The organism is Streptomyces sp. NPDC057486, from assembly GCF_042802415.1.
Classification (GTDB): domain Bacteria; phylum Actinomycetota; class Actinomycetes; order Streptomycetales; family Streptomycetaceae; genus Streptomyces; species Streptomyces yanii.
The window spans coordinates 1-20,207 of the sequence record NZ_JBHVEE010000014.1 but is presented as its reverse complement, the minus strand read 5'-3'; the positions used below and the strand labels follow the sequence as shown (position 1 = coordinate 20,207).

Sequence of the window (20,207 nt, the reverse complement as noted above, 5' to 3'; positions counted from 1 at the left end):
AGCCCGCCCCTATGTCACCGTCGACCGGTCACGCCGTCCGAGCCGTTCTCGCAGCCCTGTTGTGCGCTTTCGCCTGCGCCTTGACCGCGAACCCGGCGACCGCCGCCGACCGGAGCGGCGCGGACTGGACGGCGCAGCCCGCGGTGGGCGCCGGGAACCGGAGCGGCGAGGACGGCGGCAGACCGTACTTCTATCTGGAGGGACTGCCCGGCACCGTGCTGCAGGACCGGCTCTCCGTCACCAACCCGGGCACCGCCCCGGTCGCCGTGCGACTGCGTGGGGCGGATGCGTACAACTCCGGGAGCGGTGACCTCGCCGTACGCGGAACGAAGGACTCCACCGGGACCGGCGCCTGGCTGCGGCTCGCCGCGGACCGGATCACCGTCCCCGCCCGTACCCGCGCCGAGGTGCCGTTCTCCGTCACCGTCCCGGCAGGTGCGTCACCCGGCGACCACCCGGGGGCGATCGTCGCCGAGCACTCCGGGCGCTCGGTGGGCGTACGCGTCCATCTGCGGGTCAGCGGGCCCACGCTGACCGCGCTGACCTTGGAGGACGTCAGCGTGTCCGGGCGGACCATCCACTACACCCTCGTCAATCGGGGCAACGCGGCCCTCGCCCCGCGCCTCGCCGTCAGCGCGGACGGGGTCTTCGGCACCCTGCTGCGGCGCGAGGCGCGGAACCTTCCGGTGGACCTGCTGCCCGGACAGCGGGTGAAACTCACCGAACCGTGGCGGAACCCCCCCGCCCTCGATTCCGCCACCGTCCGGCTCCGCGTCACCGCCGCGGGCGGAGCGCACAGCGAGGCGACAGTCCGGGCGGTCCTCGTCCCCTGGGCGCCGGTGGCCGGTGGCGCCCTGGTCCTGGCCGCGGCCGCCGCAGGCGCGTACGCGTACCGGCTGCGGCGCAGCCACCGCCGCCCACCGGGCGACGACGGCCCGGACCACGGCGACGCAGCTCGAACCACGGCAGAGAGAAGGCACTTGGTGAAGGCGGGAGCGGAATCGTGAGACGACAGATCGGACCGGCGTCCCTCCGGCGCGACAGCCACCGGTGGGCCGCCGCGCTCCTCGTCGCGCTGCTGCCCGCCCTGCTGCTCCTGCCCGCGCCCGGCGCCCGCGCGGCGGACGGAAAGCCCGCGGTCACCCTCTCCGAGCAGCAGGCGGGCAAGGGCGGTGACATTACCGTCAAGGGCACCGGATGGCGGCCGAACACCCTGCTGATGATGCTGATCTGCGGACAGTCCGCCCCCGGCACGGGCGTCATCGGCGGCACCAACTCCTGCGCCAACGCCGACGGACGCGCCGTCACCACCGACGCCAGGGGCGCCTTCAGCAAGAAGATGCCGGTATCCGAACCGCCCAGGCCGTGCCCCTGCGTGGTGCATGTCGCGACGGTCACCGGGGAACAGGCAGCCGCCGACGCCGGGTTCGTCGTCGCCGGACACCCCGTCGCCCCACTGCCGGAACAGACGAACGGCGGAAAGCTCGCGGTGCTCGCCACCACCCGGCTGGAGGGCGACAGCGGAATCCTCACCTGGTTCGGCGCCCCGCCCTCCCGGCAACTCGTCTTCACCGTGGGCAACCTCGGTTCGGCGCCGGTCAAGGACCCGGTCTTCCGGGTCGGCACCGCTCACGGCGTCTTCGCCCCGCAGTGGGAGGAGCGGCAGTGGCGCGGCACCATCGCGCCCGGCCGCAAGGCACGGATCGCACTGCCGGTCGAACTGACGGCGGGCGCCCACGGCGACTACCGGATCTCCCTGCGGTACGGGACGAAAACACTGGCCGAACAGCCGTGGGGGGTGGGCCGCCCCTGGGGCGTCACGCTCTTCTGGATCCTGCTCTGCGTCGTCGTACCGGCCGCGGTGTTCCGCATCGGCATGGCGATCGTCGACAAGGTGCGGCCCCGCGCCGCGTACACGCCGGCCCGCGCCGGCCGCCACCGCCATCCGCTGTCGGCCGACGTGACGGCGAAGCTGCCGAGGCTGCGCCGGGGACCGCGCGCCCCGGAGACCCCCTCGACAGCGTCCGCGGCAGGACCCGCCACGGGCGCGACCACCACGGCCGCGCTGCCGTGGTTCACACCGGATTCCGCACCGTCAGAGAACAGACCCACGACGAAGGGACATTCGTGAGCACGCAACGGAGGATGAGCGCGGCCGGAGTCGCGCTGATGCTCGGCGGCGCGGGGATCCTGCTGGCCGCGAGCCCAGCCCTGGCCGCCGACGTCTCGTACAAGACGGAGTGCATACCGCCATCCATCTCCGGACTGCCTCCTGTGCAGGGCACGACCGAGGTGCAGCTGACCGCGCCCGCCGAGGCAAAGGTCGGGGACAGCGTCGAGGTGGTGTGGAAGACGGTCCAGGCCGCTTCCAGGAACCCCGACGTCCTGGACCTGGCGAAGGACACGGTCAAGCCGACCGGCACCATCGAGGTCGGCGGCGCGGCCACGGGAACACTGCAGATGGAAGGGCCACGGCAGAACCCGCCGATCCCCAAGAACAGCGCCATGGTGCTGCCCGACATGAAGGGCACGCTGAAGCTGGAGAAGGCCGGTGAGATCACGCTGACGCCGGGCGCGTACAACATCAACGTGTCGAAGCCGATCTCCACCGACACCAAGTGCTCCCCGAAGGAGGCCGTTCAGCCGGGCGCGACGATCAAGGTCACGGACGGTGGCGGTACGACGGCGGGCGGGACGACCACCGGCACGACAGCGGGCGGGACGACCACCGGTACGACAGGGGGCGGGACGACCACCGGTACGACAGGGGGCGGGACGACCACCGGCTCCACCACGGCGGGCGGCACGACGGCCGCAGGGGGAACGACAGCGGGCACGACGGCCGGCGGTACGGACACCGGAGGCAGTGGCTCGGGCGGCACCACCGCCGGGGCGAGCGGCGGCGGTGGTGGTCAGACCGACTTCGAGGGCAAGGAGGTGTCTGTCGCGTACGCCTGCAGGACGCCGATCGGTGACAAGAACGCCACCTCCCCGGTGAAGATCAACGCGAAGAGGAACGGCGGCAGCTTCGACCTCACGGTGAAGTTCGGCAAGTCGGTCATGGACAGCCCCGCCGACATCCCGGCCGATTCCGTGAAGCCCTCCATGGAGGTCAAGCTCGGCGGAGCCGACAAGGGCACGGTCCATGTCGAGGGCCCCACCAACAAGGAGCCCATCAAGTCCGGTGAACCGATCGAGATCCCCGATCTCACGGGTACGTACAAGCCGGGCGCGAGCGGTAAGTCCACCCTCAGCCCCGGCGTGCTGACCGTGAAGGCGCTCGGCACGACGACGACCTGCACCCCGCCCGCCGGCGTCGCGGTCTCCCTGGAGCTGGACACCTCGTCCCAGCCCGGCGGGGCCGTGGGCGGCTCGGACACGGGCGGCGCCACGACCGGTGGCGGTACGGACTCCGGAGGCGGACTGGCCGAGACCGGCGCCGAGGACAACGGCACCCTGCGCGCACTCGGCCTGGTCGCCGGTACGGCGATCCTGCTGGGCGGTGCCGTGTTCACGTTCACCCCGTGGCGCAGGCTGCGCGGCACCCGGTGAGCTGAGCCGCCGGATACGCGAAGGGCCGCTGCACCGACGATCCGGTGCAGCGGCCCTTCAGTGCTTCAGCGCCTCAGTGCCTCAGTGCACGTCGCCCATGAGCTGCTTGACCTTGTTGCGGTACAGGAAGATCGCGACACCCGCGGCCGCCGCGAGGGCGGCCTGCAGAGCGACGATCCCGGTGCCGTTGAGGTCGACACCCGCGATGGAGAGCAGACCCGTGGTGCAGTCACCGGCGGTGACGGCGAGGAACCAGACACCCATCATCTGGCTCGCGTACTTGGCCGGAGCCATCTTCGTGGTGACGGAGAGACCGACCGGGGACAGCGTCAGTTCGGCGACGGTCTGCACGAAGTAGATCGCGACCAGCCACATCGCGGCGGCCTTGTGGCCGTCCGTGGCGATCGTCAGCGGCATCAGGAAGAGGAAGAACGACGCACCGACCAGCACCAGACCGGAGCTGAACTTCACGATCGTGCTCGGCTCCTTGCCACGCCGGTTCAGCGCCAGCCAGAAGGCGGCGAAGACCGGGGCCAGCGCCATGATCAGGACCGGGTTGACCGACTGGTACCAGGAGACCGGGAAGTTCCACCCGAAGACGCTGTTGTCGGCCGAGCTGTCGGCGAAGATCGCCAGGGTCGAACCGCCCTGGTCGTAGATCATCCAGAAGATGGCGGCGGCGACGAAGAACCAGATGTAGCCGGACATCTTCGACTGCTCGGCGGCGCTGAGTTCCTTGTCGCGCTTGATGCGCGTCAGGACCATCACCGGAATGACCAGACCCGCGATGGTGATCGGGACCAGGATCCAGTTGAGCGTGTAGACGCCGGTGACGACCGTGACGATGTAGAAGACGGCCGCGACGGCCAGCCAGATCATGCCCTTGCGCAGCGTGGAGGCGCGCTCGACGGCCGACAGCGGCTTCGGGACGACGAGGCTGCGCTGGTTCAGGTGGCGGGTGCCGAGCAGGTACTGGACGAGGCCCAGCCCCATGCCTGCCGCGGCGAGCGCGAAGCCCAGGTGCCAGTTGACGTTCTCACCGATGGTGCCGATGACCAGCGGGGCGGCGAAGGCGCCCACGTTGATGCCCATGTAGAAGATCGTGAAGCCACCGTCGCGGCGCGGGTCGTCCGGGCCGTCGTAGAGGTGGCCGACCATCGTGGAGATGTTGGACTTCAGCAGACCGGAGCCGATGGCGACGAGTCCGAGACCGGCGAAGAAGGTGCCCTGCAGGGGCAGCGCCAGCGCCAGGTGGCCGATCATGATGACCGCGCCGGCGATGGCGACCGTCTTGCGGGGACCCCAGACACGGTCGCCGAACCAGCCGCCGGGCATCGCGAGCAGGTACACCAGCGACACGTAGACCGAGTAGATCGCCGTGGCCGTGGCGGGGTTCATGTGAAGCCCGTTGGGGGCGATCAGGTAGAGGGGGAGCAGGGCCCTCATGCCGTAGTAGCTGAAGCGCTCCCACATCTCGGTCATGAAGAGAGTGGCCAGGCCGCGGGGGTGGCCGAAGAAGGTCTTCTCGGAGCCAGACGTGCTGGCGGAGTCCTTCGTCAGGCTGGACGCCATGGTCGATCCTTGCTTGCTCGGGACGCGGCGCCTCGTGAGCGTGACGCGCCCGGTGGGGGGAGGCCGGCACCGACGCGGCAAATGCCCCATCCCTACACGCCTGAGAAGGGATTCGCTCCGGACTCCGCACGGTGTACGGAGCGGGTACCGGAGTCGGGGACCAGCTGCATCGGGATCCACGCCCGGCGCACTTCCTTGCGCTCCGGGCCCGGCCACAGGTCATTCACTGAAGTCAGGGCTGGCAGTTACCAGCCCACGCACAAAAAAGACCCTTGGCGCTTAAAGCTGCCCAAAGGTCTTTGAGTAGTGCAACAGGCGTCGAGTCACCATACGACACGACGGTGGTCGATATGAAAGGACTTGAGAGATGGATCACAGGTCCGGGTGCAACCAGACTCGCATATTCCAAGGTCCCCCTCCGAATGGGGCGCAGACCTAAAGGCCTTGTGGATCACCTCCCGGTGGCCGCCCCATGCGGACTACCATCACTCCATGACCCGTGTACTGCTCGCCGAGGACGACGCTTCCATCTCGGAGCCGCTGGCTCGCGCCCTGCGTCGGGAGGGTTACGAGGTCGAGGTCCGCGAAGACGGTCCGACCGCTCTCGACGCCGGCCTCCAGGGGGGCATCGACCTGGTCGTGCTCGACCTGGGCCTGCCGGGGATGGACGGCCTCGAAGTGGCCCGACGGCTCCGCGCCGAGGGCCACGCCGTGCCCATCCTGGTGCTCACCGCCCGCGCCGACGAGGTGGACACCGTCGTCGGCCTGGACGCCGGAGCCGACGACTACGTCACCAAGCCGTTCCGCCTGGCCGAACTCCTCGCCCGGGTCCGGGCGCTGCTCCGGCGCGGCGCCACCGACCCGACCCCGCAGCCCGCCACGCACGGGGTGCGGATCGACGTCGAATCGCACCGGGCCTGGATGGGCGACGAGGAGCTCCAGCTCACCGCGAAGGAGTTCGACCTGCTGCGGGTCCTGGTCCGCGACGCCGGCCGGGTCGTCACCCGCGACCAGCTGATGCGCGAGGTCTGGGACACCACCTGGTGGTCGTCCACGAAGACGCTCGACATGCACATCTCCTGGCTCCGCAAGAAGCTCGGTGACGACGCGGCCAACCCCCGCTACATCGCGACCGTCCGGGGCGTCGGCTTCCGGTTCGAGAAGAGCTGACGTACAGAAACAGTCATGCGCCGCCGACTGATCAACTCCACGCTCGCCGTGGTGCTCGTGGTGATCGCCGTCTTCGGCGTCTCCCTCGTCATCGTCGAGACCCGCACCATCAGCAACAGCGCCCAGGAGAGTGTCGACTCCGAGGCGCTGCGACTGATCAGCGTGGTCGAGAGCCGGCTCCTCGGGGCGGAACGGATCAACCCCGGGGTGCTGGCCCAACAGGTCGCCCACAACCGGTACGCCCGGGTCGAGATCCCCGGCCGCACCCCCATCGAAGTGGGCACCCGCCCCACCGGCAGTGTGATCAGAAGCACAGCGAAGGGGGAGCAGGGCGAGAAGGTCACCGTCGAGGAGTCCAGCTCCGCCGTCACCAGCGAGGTCGGGCGCACCCTGATGATCATCGGGGCGGTGGCGTTGCTCGCGATCGTCTCCGCGGTGCTCCTCGCCGTACGCCAGGCCAACAAACTGACCTCGCCGCTCACCGACCTCGCCGAGACCGCTGAACGCCTGGGCTCCGGTGACCCTCGGCCGCGCCACAAGCGGTACGGGGTGCCCGAGCTGGACCGGGTCGCGGACGTCCTCGACTCGTCCGCCGAACGGATCGCCCGGATGCTGACCGCGGAACGCCGGCTCGCAGCCGATGCCTCCCACCAGCTCCGCACGCCGCTGACCGCGCTCTCCATGCGGATCGAGGAGATCTCCGTCACCGACGACCCGGACACGGTGAAGGAGGAGGCGAACATCGCCCTCACCCAGGTCGAGCGCCTCACCGACGTGGTGGAGCGGCTGCTGACCAACGCCCGCGACCCGCGCACCGGCTCGGCGGTCGTCTTCGACCTCGACGAGGTCGTCAAGCAGCAGATCGAGGAGTGGCGCCCCGCCTACCGCGGCGAGGGCCGCGCCATCGTCCGCTCCGGCAAACAGGGTCTGCGGGCCGTCGGCACGCCGGGCGCGGTCGCCCAGGTGCTGGCCGCGCTGATCGAGAACTCACTGATGCACGGTGGCGGCACGGTGGCCCTGCGCACCCGGGTCACCGGCAACCAGGCGGTCATCGAGGTGACGGACGAGGGTCCCGGCGTCCCGCCCGATCTGGGCGCCAGGATCTTCGAGAGGACGATCAGCGGCCGCAACTCGACGGGAATCGGCCTCGCGGTCGCCCGCGATCTGGCCGAGGCGGACGGCGGTCGCCTGGAACTGCTCCAGCAGCAACCGGCGGTCTTCGCCCTGTTCCTGAGCCGGGTGGCCCTGAACCGCGCGGAACCGGAACGACCGGTCCGCTGAATCGAGCCCGTCGAGGGGGATCGAGGACGAGGCGGCGACCGGTCGGTCCCGGTGCCTCAACGCCGTACGGGCTCCGCCGGCTCGACCGGCACCCGTTCCACCGGCACCTGGTCCGCGGCCCCGCGCCCCTGCGCCACCACACCTACGCCGTCTTCGGCAGGCAGCGCCTTGAACACCCAGCTCCGGTAGGACCAGAACCGGAACAGCGTCGCGATCCCGATTCCCAGGATCTTGAAGACGTTGCTCTGGACCGGGCCGTTCCATCCGAAGCCGTACGTCGCCGTGTACAGCACGCCGTTCTCGATCGCCGCACCCACCGCGCTGAACAGCAGGAACAGGGTGAGTTCCCGGGTCCGCCCGGTCTTGTCGCGGTCCCGGTACGTCCAGTAGCGGAAGCCCACGTAGTTGAAGAGGATGGCGACGAACGTGGCCAGCAGACTGGCCCGCACCACTTGAAGGTCCGTGGTGTGCCACAGCAGGTTGGACACCCCCACATTGACCAGCAGACCCATCGCACCGACCACGCCGAACTTGGCGATCTCCCGGGCCAGCGCATCCAGCCGGGTCCGTAGTACGCCCCGTTCGTTCATGGTGATGGCTCAGCCCCGTCCGTGGATTCGGTCAACCCAGTCATGCTATCGAGGCCTCCCATGAGATACCTGTGAGCATCCATCGAGGCGTGGCGAGCCTGTGGCACGGAGCCTCCGGCCGCCGCCCTCCGGGGCTTCGTCCGGCGGTCCCCCGGACGCCCGATATCCTGGAGGCGTGACGTTCCCGGTAGTCGGCATGGTCGGTGGCGGTCAGCTCGCCCGTATGACCCACGAGGCGGGCATCCCCCTCGGCATCAAATTCAAGCTCCTCAGCGACACCCCTCAGGACTCGGCGGCCCAGGTGGTGAGCGAAGTCGTCGTCGGCGACTATCGCGACCTGGACACGCTGCGCGCCTTCGCGCGCGGTTGTGACGTGATCACCTTCGATCACGAGCACGTCCCGACCGAGCATCTGCAGGCCCTGGAGGCGGACGGCATTCCCGTGCGCCCCGGCCGCGACGCGCTGGTGCACGCCCAGGACAAGGGGGTGATGCGCGCGAAGCTCGGCGAGATCGGCGCGCCCTGCCCCCGCCACCGCATCGTGACCGACCCGGCGGACGCCGCGGCGTTCGCGGCCGAGGTCGGTGGCTTCCCCGTCGTCCTGAAGACGGTCCGCGGCGGATACGACGGCAAGGGCGTCTGGGTGGTCCGTTCCGAGGCGGACGCGGCCGACCCGTTCCGGGCGGGTGTCCCGGTCCTCGCCGAGGAGAAGGTCGACTTCGTACGGGAGCTGGCGGCCAACATCGTCCGCTCGCCGCACGGCCAGGCAGTCGCCTACCCGGTCGTCGAGTCGATCCAGGTCGACGGCGTCTGCGACACGGTCATCGCTCCGGCTCCCGAGCTGAGCGAGCAGCTCGCCGGTGAGGCGCAGCAGCTGGCCCTGCGGATCGCCGCCGAGCTCGGTGTCGTCGGCCACCTCGCCGTCGAACTCTTCGAGACCCGTGACGGCCGCATTCTCGTCAACGAGCTCGCGATGCGCCCGCACAACTCCGGGCACTGGACCCAGGACGGCGCGATCACCTCGCAGTTCGCCAACCACGTCCGGGCCGTTCTCGACCTGCCGCTCGGCGACCCGCGCCCGCGTGCCACCTGGACGGTCATGTGCAACGTCCTGGGCGGCGACTACCCGGACATGTACCAGGCGTACCTGCACTGCATGGCCCGCGACCCGCAGCTCAAGATCCACATGTACGGCAAGGACGTGAAGCCGGGCCGCAAGGTCGGGCACGTCAACACCTACGGCGACGACCTGGCGGACGTGCGTGAGCGCGCCCGGCACGCGGCCGACTACCTGCGAGGAACGATCACCGAATGACTTCCCCCGCCTCCGTCGCGCCGGTCGTCGGCATCGTCATGGGTTCGGACTCCGACTGGCCCGTCATGGAAGCAGCGGCCAAGGCCCTCGACGAGTTCGAGATCCCGTACGAGGTCGACGTCGTCTCCGCCCACCGCATGCCGCACGAAATGATCGCGTACGGGGAGAACGCCGCGGACCGCGGCCTCAAGGCGATCATCGCCGGCGCGGGCGGCGCAGCCCACCTGCCCGGCATGCTCGCGTCGGTCACCCCGCTGCCCGTCATCGGCGTCCCGGTTCCGCTGAAGTACCTGGACGGCATGGACAGCCTGCTGTCCATCGTGCAGATGCCGGCCGGTGTGCCCGTTGCGACCGTGTCGGTCGGCGGCGCGCGCAACGCGGGTCTGCTCGCCGCCCGTATCCTCGCCGCCCACGACAGCGAACTGCTGGCCCGCATGCGGGAGTTCCAGCAGGAGCTGAACGACCAGGCGACCGAGAAGGGCAAGCGGCTGCGCAGCAAGGTCGAGGGCAGCGACTCCTTCGGCTTCGGCAAGTAGACACAGCGGACAACAAGCGGAAGCGGGCGACCATGGCGGAGCAGATCGCGGACCGGACCACGGACCACGTCGGGGACCACCGGGCACAGGCCGCGGAACTCCTCGCCGAGTACCCGGTCGTCGACGGTCACAACGATCTGCCCTGGGCACTCCGGGAACAGGTCGGATACGACCTGGACGCCCGCGACATCGCCACCGACCAGTCCGCCCACCTCCACACCGACATCGGGCGGCTGCGCGCCGGTGGCGTCGGGGCGCAGTTCTGGTCCGTCTACGTACGGTCCGACATGGCGGGCGAGGACGCCGTCAGCGCCACCCTCGAACAGATCGACGTGGTCGCCGAGCTGCTGGACCGCTACCCCGCGGACCTGCGGCGCGCACTGACCGCCGACGACATGGAGGCGGCCCGCACCGAGGGCCGGATCGCCTCCCTGATGGGCGCCGAGGGCGGCCACTCCATCAACAACTCGCTGGGCACCCTGCGCGCCCTGCATACCCTCGGCGTCCGCTACATGACGCTCACCCACAACGACAACATCGCGTGGGCGGACTCGGCGACGGACGAGCCGGGCGTCGGCGGTCTCTCGCCGTTCGGCCATGAGGTGGTGCGGGAGATGAACCGCACCGGCATGCTGGTCGACCTCTCCCATGTGGCGGCCACGACGATGCGCGACGCACTCGCCACCTCCACCGCGCCGGTGATGTTCTCGCACTCGTCGTCGCGGGCGATCTGCGACCACCCGCGCAACATTCCCGACGACGTCCTCGCGCAGCTCCCGGCCAACGGCGGCATCGCCATGGCGACCTTCGTGCCGAAGTTCGTCCTCCCGGAAGCCGTCGAATGGACCCGCGCGGCGGACCGGAACATGCGTGACCACGGTCTGCACCACCTCGACACCACCGCGCAGGCCATGAAGATCCACGCGGAGTTCGAGGCCGCCCACCCGCGCCCGATGGCCACCGTGGCGACGATCGCCGACCATCTCGACCACATGCGTGAGGTCGCCGGGATCGACCACATCGGCATCGGCGGCGACTACGACGGCACCGCGTTCCTCCCCGCAGGTCTGGAGGATGTCGCGGGCTACCCGAACCTGATCGCGGAACTTCTGGGCCGGGGCTGGTCCGCCGCCGACCTCGCCAAGCTCACCTGGCACAACGCGGTACGGGTGCTGCGCGACGCCGAGGCCGTCGCCCGCGACCTGCAGACGCGACGCGGCCCGTCCCACGCCACGATCCAGCAACTGGACGTCCGGGCGTCCTGACGTTCCACGGGACGGGAGGACGTTCCCCCGTCCGCCGGTGCGACCCCGAACCGGGCGAACGATCCCTGGACACGGACGCCCCCCGGCTGCGCGTCGGCGCCCGGTTCCGGTCCCTCCCGGTCGCCGCGGAGCACGCCGACGACCGGGCGGTCAGCGCCACCCTCGACCGCATCGACCGGGTCCGCGCCCTCGTTGCCGCATACCCTCGTCGGCATTCGATGTCGCGGCGCTGACCTGGGAGAACACGGCACGCGTGGTGCGTGAGGCCGAATTCGCCTCCCGTGCGGCACAGCTCCGCCGGGCCCCGTCGACGGTCACGATCGGCGAACTCCGCCGGTAGGGCGGGTCAGGCGCGGGGCCGGCCCATCGCCCGGAATGTCCAGCCCGCTTCGCGCCACAGCGTGCTGTCCAGCGCGTTGCGGCCGTCGAGGATGATCCGGTGTGCGGCGGCCTCGCCCAGCACCGCCGGGTCCAGCTCGCGGAACTCGCGCCATTCCGTCAGGTGCAGGACCACGTCCGCGCCGCGCACCGCGTCCAGCGCCGACTCGGCGTACCCGAGCGTCGGGAAGAGCCGACGGGCGTTGTCCATGCCCTTCGGGTCGTAGACGGTGACCTGGCCGCCCTGGAGGTGGATCTGCCCGGCGACGTTCAGGGCGGGCGAGTCGCGTACGTCGTCCGAGTCCGGCTTGAACGTCGCACCCAGCACGGCAACCCGCTTGCCGAGGAAGGTCTCCCCGCCCACGGCCTCCCGGGCCAGCTCGACCATGTGGCCGCGGCGCCGCATGTTGATCGAGTCGACCTCACGGAGGAAGGTCAGCGCCTGGTCCGCGCCCAGCTCACCGGCGCGCGCCATGAACGCCCGGATGTCCTTCGGCAGACACCCGCCGCCGAAGCCGATACCGGCCCGCAGGAACTTGGATCCGATCCGCTCGTCGTGACCGATCGCCTCGGCCAGCTTCGCCACATCGCCGTCGGCGGCCTCGCAGACCTCCGCCATCGCGTTGATGAAGGAGATCTTGGTCGCCAGGAACGAGTTCGCCGAGGTCTTCACCAGTTCCGCGGTCGGGAAGTCCGTCACCACGAACGGCGACCCCTCCGCGACCGGCACCGCGTACACCTCGCGCAGCACCTTCTCGGACCGCTCGCTCTCCACCCCGACGACGATCCGGTCGGGGTGCAGGGTGTCCTTCACGGCGAAGCCCTCGCGCAGGAACTCCGGGTTCCAGGCCAGCTCCGCGTCGGTTCCCACCGGCGCGAGCTCGGCCAGCCGCGCCGCGAGCCGGACCGCGGAGCCCACCGGCACGGTCGACTTGCCGACGACCAGCGCGGGCCGGGTGAGCTGCGGCGCCAGCGACTCGAAGGCGGAGTCCACGTACGACATGTCGCAGGCGTACTCGCCGTGCTTCTGCGGAGTGTTCACGCAGACGAAGTGCACATCGCCGAAGGCACCGACCTCTTCCCACGAGGTGGTGAACCGCAGCCGCCCGGTGGATCCCTCGATGCCCGCGACGTGCTTTCGGAGCAGCTCCTCCAGCCCCGGCTCGTACATCGGGACCCGGCCGCTGCTGAGCATCTCGATCTTCTCGGGCACGACATCGAGCCCGAGCACTTCGAAGCCGAGCTCCGCCATGGCCGCGGCGTGGGTGGCGCCGAGGTAGCCGGTGCCGATCACAGTGATTCTGAGGGCCATGGAGTGCTCCAGAGAGATGCGGACAGACATGCGGTGAACGAGCATAGTCGTGCCTTTGAAGACCGGGATTTACGGGCCTGGGGGACCCTTGTCGCGAAGCTCACGTGCAGCCCTCATAGGTCTTTGTGGGCCAGGGCACCTAAAATTGGGTTACTTAACGGTAGTTAGCGTCCCTGGGGAGTGAGAGTCTTGGCGGGTTCCACCGATTTCGACCTGTACCGTCCGGCCGAGGAGCACGACATGCTCCGCGAGACGGTCCGTGCGCTCGCCGAGGCGAAGATCGCCCCGTTCGCGGCGGCGGTCGACGAGGAGGCCCGCTTCCCGCAGGAGGCGCTGGACGCCCTGGTCGCCTCCGAGCTGCAGGCCGTGCACGTCCCCGAGGAGTACGGAGGCGCCGGCGCCGACGCCCTCGCCACCGTGATCGTGATCGAGGAGGTGGCCCGCGTCTGCGCCTCCTCCTCCTTGATTCCGGCCGTGAACAAGCTCGGCTCGCTCCCGGTGATCCTCTCGGGTTCCGAGGCGCTGAAGAAGAAGTACCTGGGCCCGCTCGCCAAGGGCGACGCGATGTTCTCGTACTGCCTCTCCGAGCCCGACGCGGGCTCCGACGCCGCCGGCATGAAGACCAAGGCCGTCCGTGACGGCGACTTCTGGGTCCTCAACGGTGTCAAGCGCTGGATCACCAACGCGGGCGTCTCCGAGTACTACACGGTGATGGCCGTCACCGACCCGACCAAGCGCTCCAAGGGCATCTCGGCGTTCGTCGTCGAGAAGTCGGACGAGGGCGTCTCCTTCGGTGCCCCGGAGAAGAAGCTCGGCATCAAGGGCTCCCCGACCCGCGAGGTCTACCTCGACAACGTCCGGATACCGGCCGACCGCATGATCGGTGAGGAGGGCACCGGCTTCGCCACGGCGATGAAGACGCTGGACCACACCCGCATCACGATCGCGGCCCAGGCCCTCGGCATCGCGCAGGGCGCCCTCGACTACGCCAAGGGCTACGTCCAGGAGCGCAAGCAGTTCGGCAAGCCGATCGGTGACTTCCAGGGTGTCCAGTTCATGCTCGCCGACATGGCGATGAAGCTGGAGGCGGCCCGCCAGCTCACCTACTCGGCCGCCGCCAAGTCCGAGCGCCTCGACAGCGACCTCACCTTCTTCGGTGCCGCGGCCAAGTGCTTCGCCTCCGATGTCGCGATGGAGATCACCACGGACGCGGTCCAGCTGCTCGGCGGCTACGGCTACACGCGGGACTACCCGGTGGAGCGGATGATGCGCGACGCCAAGATCACCCAGATCTACGAGGGCACGAACCAGGTCCAGCGGATCGTCATGGCGAGGAACCTGCCGTAGCCCTTCGGTTCCAGCTGTGCGAGACGGCCCCCGGCGCCATGCCGGGGGCCGTTTCCGACGGCTGCCGGGAACTCCCGTGGGCTGGTGGTGCTGTTCGGCTGCGGCACCGGCGGGATTCGAACCCGCGGACAGGTAGGGGCAGGATCCGCCCCGGACCCCGTCAGTCGCTGTGAGGGGGACCTCCCTCACAGCGATCGCAATGGGCCGCTCTGCCACGGCTCCGCAGCCTGCGGGACTGCGCGGTCCCGGTCCGGCGAGGGTAGCGGTTTCCCGCCGGGCCCGGCCACGGACCATGTCGGCACCGTATCCCGGCGCCCATCGCCGAGACGGGTCGAGGGCGTAGGCGCGTCCCCTTCCGTGGCGTACTTTCCCTGTCCATGAACGACATCGACAGGCTCACCGCGCTGTTCACCGCGCTCGGCGCCGACGACGCCCGGGGCTGGGCGGACTCCGAGGCGGAGGAGAACATTCCACAGCTTGCCCGCTACCGGTTCCTCCGCATGGTCTGGCAGGACATCGACGCCTGGAGCACGGCAGCACCCGACTGGGTCGGGGCGTACGCGGAAGAGGGCTCCGCCGCCGGGGCGGTCGGGCGGGCGCTCCGGCTGGGCCTGACCCACCAGGAGCTGGGTGAGATAGCCCGCGAGGTGGCGAAGGAGACCGCCTTCGGTGTCCTCTACGGCCTCGCCGACCCCACGGACGGCCGGCTTCCGCCGGGGGTCGAGGAGCAGCTGCCCGGCTGGTGCCTGGCTGAACTGTCCCCGGCGGGCGAGCCCACGGGGCGGGTCCTGGACGCTCTGTACGAGGACCTGGACGAGGTCGACCCCGCCGCACCCCGTGGGCAGGACAGCGCCTGAGCGTCGGATCTCACCCGCCGCCCCTTCCCGGGGTGCGGGCGTATGTCAGGCAGGCCGGCGCCGCCCGTCGGCACCGGCGGTACGCGAGGAAGGTGCTGGGCCGACGACGAACCGGCCGCCCGCCGGCACCACTTGGGCGACATGACCGGCGCGGGCGACGGTGTCCGTACGGAGCAGGCGGTCCGGCAGTCCCGGCGCAGCTCGGTCGGGGCGTCGGGACTGCCGGGCGCCGGGCCGGTTGCTGCGCATGAAGAGGGCCCGGACGGTGAACCGTCCGGGCCCTGTCTTCCCCTGCTGTCAGTTACCGGAGACGGTGACCTTCTCGTCGTTGTTGAGCTGCTCCACCAGCTGCTTGACCTTGGCCTTGTCCCAGACCAGATTGCCGCCCGTGGAGCCGGAGATCGGCATGTTCATGGACGTGCCGTCACCGCCCGTGACGCCCTTCATCGCGAAGAACATGTTGCCCAGGTTCCACAGCGACATGTCCTTGTCGACGATCAGGGTGTCGAGACCGGCGCCCATCGTCGGATACAGCTTGAACGGGTTGAGGATCGTGGACGGCGTCGCCGTCTGGCTCGCCAGTGCCGCGAGGAACTTCTGCTGGTTCTTCGTACGGTCGAGGTCGCTGCCCGCGAAGGCGTAACGGGTCCGCACGAAGGCGAGGGACTGCTCGCCGTTGAGGGTCTGCTTGCCGGCCTGGAAATCGGCGCCGGAGTTCTTGTCCTTGAACGCCTTGGGGATGTCGAGCTCCACGCCGCCGATCGCGTCCACGATCTTGGCGAAGCCGCCGAACCCGATCTCGACGTAGTGGTCGATGTGCAGCCCGGTGTTGAACTCGACGGTACGGACCAGCAGTTCGGGTCCGTCCTCGGCGTAGGCGGCGTTCAGCTTGGTGAAGCGGCCGCGGCCCGGGTAGAGCTTGCCGGAGTCGGAGCCCTTGTAGGAGGGGATCTCGACGTTCGAGTCACGCGGCAGCGAGACCAGCGTCGGCCCGTTCGAACCGTCGTGAAGGATCATCATCGAGTCGGTCCGCTTGCCCTCGGCCGAGCCGGTGTGGAGCCTCTTCTTGTCCTCGGCCGTCATGCCCGCGCGGCTGTCGGAGCCGACGATCAGATAGTTGGTGCCGTCGCCCTCGTGCGGTCGCTCGATCACCTTGGAGAGGTCGACCTCACGCTTGAGCTTCGAGTCGGCCCAGAAGTACGTGCCGACGGAGACGGCCAGCACCACGACCACGAGGGTCAGGGTGCCTATCTTTATCCGGCGGCGCCAGTCCGGCGCGGGCCGCCCCTGGACGTAACCGCCGTCACCCCGGCCGCCGCCGTAGCCACCGCCGTTGCCGTGGCCGCCGCCGTAGACGTGGCCCGTGTTGTAACCGTCGTCGTACCCTGCGCTGTCGTCATAGCCGCCGGAGTACTGCGGCGCCTCGGGCTGACGCTGTCGCGGCGCCGTCGGACGCTGCTGAGGCGGCGCGGGGCGCCGCTGGACGTGCCGCATGACGCGGGCGCCCTCGGGCTGGGCGTTGTCACTGCCCCACCCGTAGCGGTCGTTGCGGTCGTCGGTCCATCCACCGGGCCTGTCGCTCATGCGGTCCAGTGTGCAGTCCGGGCGTGCCGGTATTACAAGGGGGTGTGAGATATCGGGCCTGGGCTGTTGCGAAGCTGATGCAATGTCCGAGGCCCAGGGCCCCCGCATAAGGTGGACGGTATGACAGATCAGGCCCCACGTCCGGAGGGCGACATTCCGGGCAAGCCGACTGCGGCGTCCCGGACCACCCTCAGCCACATCATGACCGGCAACGACACCAATCTGCTGGGTACGGTGCACGGCGGCGTGATCATGAAACTGGTCGACGACGCGGCGGGCGCCGTGGCCGGCCGGCACTCCGGCGGACCCGCGGTCACGGCCTCGATGGACGAGATGGTCTTCCTGGAGCCGGTACGCGTCGGTGACCTTGTTCACGTCCGTGCCCAGGTGAACTGGACCGGCCGTTCCTCGATGGAGGTCGGTGTCCGGGTCATGGCCGAGCGGTGGAACGAATCGACCCCGGCCCAGCAGGTCGGCAGTGCGTATCTGGTCTTCGCGGCGGTCGACGGGGACGGCAAGCCGCGCCCCGTACCGCAGGTGATCCCCGAGACGGAGCGCGACAAGCGGCGCTACCAGGAGGCGCAGATCCGGCGCACGCACCGGCTGGCCCGGCGTCGCGCGATCAAGGAACTGCGCGAGAAGCGCGTGGCGGACGGCATCGAGGACTGACGGCGGGGTGCCCTCCCCGGCCCCGGGGCGGACCGCCGCCCCGGGCTCCGTCGGCCGGGCGCCTCGCTACGGGCACGTCACCTGGTCGCCCGTGACCGCGGCGAACGCGCCCCGGTGCGTGTCCTCGCCCCGTACCCGTTCGACCTTGCTGAAGTCCGTGCCCGTCGTCACCTTCATCGTCGCGCCCTGCCCCTTGACTGCCCGCAGCTCGGCCCCCGGCAGCGCCGCCGCCAGCGACTTCGCCGACCGGTCCCACCTCGGGTCGTACTCGACCAGGGTGTGTTTCAGTTCCCGCGGTGCCCCGTCGAGCGGGGCCCGCGTCGTATTGAAGCCGGTGGCGCGCAGGGCGTCGTCGGCTGTCCTGCCGAGGCCGTCCATCGGGGTCCCGTTGTAGACCTGGACCCGAATCTGCTGCGGCGCGACATCGACGGTCTTCGCCGCGGCCTGCTCCGGCTGCTTCGCCGCGAGGGGCCTGTCGTCACGCAGCGCCTGGAACAGCTTCGTCGACTTCACCGGATCCCACTTGACCGTCGAGCCGATGCCCTTGACCGGATAGGAGGGATCGCTGACCGGTACGGAGGTGAACTCGGACGACGCCGCGGTGAAGCCGCGCATCGCCTGGCCGAGGTCCAGCATCTGCGCGGTGCCGAACCCCTCGTCGGCCCGGACCGAATGGAGCATCGTCGAGGCGATCTCCCGGAACTTCACCGGGTTCAGCAGCACACCGCTGCTGGTCGTCTGCTTGATCAGTGAGGCGAGGAACCGCTGCTGGCGCTGCATCCGGCCCAGGTCCGCGGCCCCGTCGACATGGCGCGAGCGCACGTACTGGAGCGCCTGCCCGCCGTTCAGCCGGTGGGTGCCGGCGGCGAGATCGAGACCGGTGTGCGAGTCCTTCATCGGCCGGACGGTGCAGATCTGCACCCCGCCCAGGGTGTCGACCGTCTTCATGAAGCTGGGGAAGTCGACCTCCAGGTAGTGGTCGATCTTGATGCCGGTCATGTCCTCGACGGTCCGTACGGTCAGATTCGGCCCGCCCTCCGCGTAGGCGGCGTTCAGCTTCAGCGGGTGGGCGGCGTGCTCGGCGCCGGTGTTCCGGTCGCGGTGTTCCGGGATCTCGGCGTAGCTGTCGCGCGGCAGGGAGACAATGCTCGCGCGTTCCTTGTCCGCCGACAGGTGCACCAGCATGATCGTGTCGGTGCAGTGGCAGGGAGCACCGCCCAGCCGGTACTTCTTCTTCTCGTCCGGGGTGATGCTGTCGCGGCCGTCGGTGCCGACGAGCAGCAGATTCGTGCCGTTCCCGGCCCGCGGCCGGTTCTTCATGTCCTTGAACGGGTCGATGCGGTCGATCCCGGTCTCCAGGTTGGCCACCACGGCGTGACCGATCCCGCCGGCGCCGAGCACCAGCACGGACAGGCTGGTCGCGACCCGCATGCCCCAGCGGGGCCTCTCGTCCTGCTTTCTCGACCTGAGCTGCGGGGGAGCGGCGCGGGGGCGCGGCGGACGGGGGGAGCGGTGCGGTGTGGGCACGTGGGGGACCTCCGCGGTGCAAGGGGGATCGTTCGCACAGTAGGCCCGTACGATCTCCATACCGGGAAGCGACCTTGCGGCGCGCGCCCGCGTCCCCCATTCGCGGTAACGTGGCGGCCGAAACGCCGCCTCCTGGGGTGAGAGCCCCCGGCGCCCCCGAGGACCCCCCGAGGACCACATGTCTGCCGCGCAGTACCCCGCCGTCTCCGTGATCATGCCGGTGCTCAATGAGGAACGCCATCTCAGGAACTCCGTCCGGCACATCCTGGAGCAGGAGTACGCCGGTGAGATGGAGGTCGTGATCGCGCTCGGTCCGTCCACGGACCGTACGGACGAGATCGCCGCCGAGCTGGTACGGGAGGACTCCCGGGTCCACACCGTGCCGAACCCGACCGGTCGCACCCCGGCGGCGCTCAACGCCGCGATCAAGGCCTCCTCGCACCCCGTCGTGGTGCGGGTCGACGGCCACGGCATGCTCTCGCCGAACTACATCGCGACGGCCGTCCGCCTCCTGGAGGAGACCGGCGCGCAGAACGTCGGCGGCATCATGCACGCCGAGGGCGAGAACGCCTGGGAGGACGCCGTCGCCGCGGCCATGACATCGAAGATCGGCGTCGGCAACGCGGCCTTCCACACCGGCGGCCAGGCGGGCCCGGCCGAGACCGTCTACCTCGGCGTCTTCCGCCGCGAGGCGCTGGAGAAGGCGGACGGCTACAACGTGGAGTTCATCCGCGCCCAGGACTGGGAGCTGAACTTCCGGATCCGCGAGGCCGGCGGTCTGATCTGGTTCTCGCCGGAGCTGAAGGTGCAGTACCGGCCGCGTCCCTCGGTGAAGGCCCTGGCCAAGCAGTACAAGGACTACGGCCGCTGGCGCCATGTCGTCGCCCGCTACCACTCCGGCTCGATCAACCTGCGCTATCTCGCCCCGCCGACCGCCGTCTGCGCGATCGCGGCGGGCCTCGTGGTCGGCGCGGCCGTCACCCCGTGGGCGCTCGTCGTCCCGGCCGGTTATGTCGCCGCTATCGTCGCCGGGTCCCTCCCGGCGGGCAAGGGCCTGTCGCTGAAGGCACGGGCCCAGATACCGGTGGCGCTGGCCACCATGCACATGTCCTGGGGCTACGGCTTCCTGACCAGCCCGCGTTCGCTGGCGAGGAAGGTCATCGCCAGCCGCCGCCCGGCGGTCCAGCGACAGGCGGTCTGACCCGGCACGGACATGAACAGGGGCGCCGGCTGTTTCTCCGCGGAGAAACAG

General features: G+C 70.1%; 18 protein-coding genes. 12 read left to right on the top strand and 6 right to left on the bottom strand.

What is annotated here, in order from left to right:
• Positions 1-80: 80 nt before the first annotated feature.
• Genes ACFU6I_RS09690 through ACFU6I_RS09680 form a run of 3 tightly spaced genes read left to right on the top strand, consistent with a single transcriptional unit; the run spans position 81 to position 3,552 of the window.
• Positions 81-1,007 carry a hypothetical protein gene (locus ACFU6I_RS09690; RefSeq protein WP_384363468.1) on the top strand — a complete coding sequence of 309 codons (927 nt, stop codon included), beginning with the start codon at positions 81-83 and terminating at the stop codon, positions 1,005-1,007.
• Positions 1,004-2,131 carry a hypothetical protein gene (locus ACFU6I_RS09685; RefSeq protein WP_384363466.1) on the top strand — a complete coding sequence of 376 codons (1,128 nt, stop codon included), beginning with the start codon at positions 1,004-1,006 and terminating at the stop codon, positions 2,129-2,131. The genes ACFU6I_RS09690 and ACFU6I_RS09685 overlap by 4 nt, the downstream gene beginning before the upstream one ends.
• Positions 2,132-2,145: 14 nt before the next feature.
• Positions 2,146-3,552: a hypothetical protein gene (locus ACFU6I_RS09680; RefSeq protein ID WP_384363584.1), complete on the top strand. Its 1,407-nt coding sequence runs from the start codon at positions 2,146-2,148 to the stop codon at positions 3,550-3,552.
• Between the two features lie 81 nt (positions 3,553-3,633).
• Here the strand turns inward: ACFU6I_RS09680 and ACFU6I_RS09675 are convergent, their stop codons facing one another.
• Positions 3,634-5,124 (bottom strand): oligopeptide:H+ symporter, encoded by a 1,491-nt coding sequence (locus tag ACFU6I_RS09675; RefSeq protein ID WP_384363464.1) that lies wholly within the window; start codon positions 5,122-5,124, stop codon positions 3,634-3,636.
• Between the two features lie 492 nt (positions 5,125-5,616).
• On the opposite strand from ACFU6I_RS09675, the gene ACFU6I_RS09670 reads away from it, so the two are divergent.
• Both ACFU6I_RS09670 and ACFU6I_RS09665 read left to right on the top strand, forming a co-directional pair.
• Positions 5,617-6,294: a response regulator transcription factor gene (locus ACFU6I_RS09670; RefSeq protein WP_266984907.1), complete on the top strand. Its 678-nt coding sequence runs from the start codon at positions 5,617-5,619 to the stop codon at positions 6,292-6,294.
• Between the two features lie 15 nt (positions 6,295-6,309).
• Positions 6,310-7,575, top strand: a complete 1,266-nt coding sequence (locus ACFU6I_RS09665) for an ATP-binding protein (protein WP_384363462.1) — start codon at positions 6,310-6,312, stop codon at positions 7,573-7,575.
• A 56-nt stretch (positions 7,576-7,631) separates the two neighbouring features.
• Here ACFU6I_RS09665 and ACFU6I_RS09660 read toward each other — a convergent pair whose 3' ends face one another.
• Positions 7,632-8,165 (bottom strand): GtrA family protein, encoded by a 534-nt coding sequence (locus ACFU6I_RS09660; protein ID WP_384363460.1) that lies wholly within the window; start codon positions 8,163-8,165, stop codon positions 7,632-7,634.
• A 175-nt stretch (positions 8,166-8,340) separates the two neighbouring features.
• Between ACFU6I_RS09660 and ACFU6I_RS09655 the strand changes: the two genes are divergently transcribed.
• Genes ACFU6I_RS09655 through ACFU6I_RS09645 form a run of 3 tightly spaced genes read left to right on the top strand, consistent with a single transcriptional unit; the run spans position 8,341 to position 11,281 of the window.
• A complete protein-coding gene (locus tag ACFU6I_RS09655) occupies positions 8,341-9,480 on the top strand; it encodes a 5-(carboxyamino)imidazole ribonucleotide synthase (RefSeq protein ID WP_384363458.1) in 1,140 nt (379 codons plus the stop codon).
• Complete coding sequence (gene purE / locus ACFU6I_RS09650) at positions 9,477-10,016, top strand: 5-(carboxyamino)imidazole ribonucleotide mutase (RefSeq protein ID WP_384363456.1); 540 nt, start codon at positions 9,477-9,479, stop codon at positions 10,014-10,016. Before ACFU6I_RS09655 ends, purE begins: the two co-directional genes overlap by 4 nt.
• Before the next feature lie 32 nt (positions 10,017-10,048).
• The gene (locus ACFU6I_RS09645; protein ID WP_384363454.1) at positions 10,049-11,281 is read left to right on the top strand and encodes a dipeptidase; all 1,233 of its coding nucleotides are present in this window, start codon (positions 10,049-10,051) and stop codon (positions 11,279-11,281) included.
• A 346-nt stretch (positions 11,282-11,627) separates the two neighbouring features.
• On the opposite strand, the gene ACFU6I_RS09640 is transcribed toward ACFU6I_RS09645, so the two are convergent.
• A complete protein-coding gene (locus tag ACFU6I_RS09640; RefSeq protein ID WP_384363582.1) occupies positions 11,628-12,971 on the bottom strand; it encodes a UDP-glucose dehydrogenase family protein in 1,344 nt (447 codons plus the stop codon).
• A gap of 189 nt (positions 12,972-13,160) precedes the next feature.
• On the opposite strand from ACFU6I_RS09640, the gene ACFU6I_RS09635 reads away from it, so the two are divergent.
• Together ACFU6I_RS09635 and ACFU6I_RS09630 are read left to right on the top strand one after the other, a co-directional pair.
• Positions 13,161-14,318 carry an acyl-CoA dehydrogenase gene (locus tag ACFU6I_RS09635; protein WP_326792388.1) on the top strand — a complete coding sequence of 386 codons (1,158 nt, stop codon included), beginning with the start codon at positions 13,161-13,163 and terminating at the stop codon, positions 14,316-14,318.
• A 377-nt stretch (positions 14,319-14,695) separates the two neighbouring features.
• Positions 14,696-15,175 carry a hypothetical protein gene (locus ACFU6I_RS09630; protein ID WP_384363452.1) on the top strand — a complete coding sequence of 160 codons (480 nt, stop codon included), beginning with the start codon at positions 14,696-14,698 and terminating at the stop codon, positions 15,173-15,175.
• Positions 15,176-15,220: 45 nt separating this feature from the next.
• On the opposite strand, the gene ACFU6I_RS09625 is transcribed toward ACFU6I_RS09630, so the two are convergent.
• Positions 15,221-15,424: a hypothetical protein gene (locus ACFU6I_RS09625; protein WP_384363450.1), complete on the bottom strand. Its 204-nt coding sequence runs from the start codon at positions 15,422-15,424 to the stop codon at positions 15,221-15,223.
• Positions 15,425-15,472: 48 nt separating this feature from the next.
• Complete coding sequence (locus ACFU6I_RS09620) at positions 15,473-16,759, bottom strand: LCP family protein (RefSeq protein ID WP_384363448.1); 1,287 nt, start codon at positions 16,757-16,759, stop codon at positions 15,473-15,475.
• Between the two features lie 120 nt (positions 16,760-16,879).
• Between ACFU6I_RS09620 and ACFU6I_RS09615 the strand changes: the two genes are divergently transcribed.
• Positions 16,880-17,428 (top strand): acyl-CoA thioesterase, encoded by a 549-nt coding sequence (locus tag ACFU6I_RS09615; protein ID WP_266984929.1) that lies wholly within the window; start codon positions 16,880-16,882, stop codon positions 17,426-17,428.
• A gap of 66 nt (positions 17,429-17,494) precedes the next feature.
• Here the strand turns inward: ACFU6I_RS09615 and ACFU6I_RS09610 are convergent, their stop codons facing one another.
• Positions 17,495-18,859 (bottom strand): LCP family protein, encoded by a 1,365-nt coding sequence (locus ACFU6I_RS09610; RefSeq protein ID WP_384363446.1) that lies wholly within the window; start codon positions 18,857-18,859, stop codon positions 17,495-17,497.
• Between the two features lie 274 nt (positions 18,860-19,133).
• Here ACFU6I_RS09610 and ACFU6I_RS09605 point away from each other — a divergent pair, with 274 nt between their 5' ends.
• The gene (locus ACFU6I_RS09605; protein ID WP_384363444.1) at positions 19,134-20,156 is read left to right on the top strand and encodes a glycosyltransferase family 2 protein; all 1,023 of its coding nucleotides are present in this window, start codon (positions 19,134-19,136) and stop codon (positions 20,154-20,156) included.
• Positions 20,157-20,207: the final 51 nt, after the last annotated feature.

Bases quoted from the DNA above. Each gene is read 5' to 3' on its own strand.
- ACFU6I_RS09615 (WP_266984929.1), top strand. From the start codon at position 16,880: ATGACAGATCAGGCCCCACGTCCGGAGGGCGACATTCCGGGCAAGCCG.
- ACFU6I_RS09665 (WP_384363462.1), top strand. From the start codon at position 6,310: ATGCGCCGCCGACTGATCAACTCCACGCTCGCCGTGGTGCTCGTGGTG.
- purE (WP_384363456.1), top strand. From the start codon at position 9,477: ATGACTTCCCCCGCCTCCGTCGCGCCGGTCGTCGGCATCGTCATGGGT.
- ACFU6I_RS09625 (WP_384363450.1), bottom strand. From the start codon at position 15,424: ATGCGCAGCAACCGGCCCGGCGCCCGGCAGTCCCGACGCCCCGACCGA.
- ACFU6I_RS09660 (WP_384363460.1), bottom strand. From the start codon at position 8,165: ATGAACGAACGGGGCGTACTACGGACCCGGCTGGATGCGCTGGCCCGG.
- ACFU6I_RS09620 (WP_384363448.1), bottom strand. From the start codon at position 16,759: ATGAGCGACAGGCCCGGTGGATGGACCGACGACCGCAACGACCGCTAC.
- ACFU6I_RS09680 (WP_384363584.1), top strand. From the start codon at position 2,146: ATGAGCGCGGCCGGAGTCGCGCTGATGCTCGGCGGCGCGGGGATCCTG.
- ACFU6I_RS09630 (WP_384363452.1), top strand. From the start codon at position 14,696: ATGAACGACATCGACAGGCTCACCGCGCTGTTCACCGCGCTCGGCGCC.
- ACFU6I_RS09610 (WP_384363446.1), bottom strand. From the start codon at position 18,859: ATGCGGGTCGCGACCAGCCTGTCCGTGCTGGTGCTCGGCGCCGGCGGG.
- ACFU6I_RS09670 (WP_266984907.1), top strand. From the start codon at position 5,617: ATGACCCGTGTACTGCTCGCCGAGGACGACGCTTCCATCTCGGAGCCG.
- ACFU6I_RS09645 (WP_384363454.1), top strand. From the start codon at position 10,049: ATGGCGGAGCAGATCGCGGACCGGACCACGGACCACGTCGGGGACCAC.
- ACFU6I_RS09675 (WP_384363464.1), bottom strand. From the start codon at position 5,124: ATGGCGTCCAGCCTGACGAAGGACTCCGCCAGCACGTCTGGCTCCGAG.
- ACFU6I_RS09640 (WP_384363582.1), bottom strand. From the start codon at position 12,971: ATGGCCCTCAGAATCACTGTGATCGGCACCGGCTACCTCGGCGCCACC.
- ACFU6I_RS09605 (WP_384363444.1), top strand. From the start codon at position 19,134: ATGTCTGCCGCGCAGTACCCCGCCGTCTCCGTGATCATGCCGGTGCTC.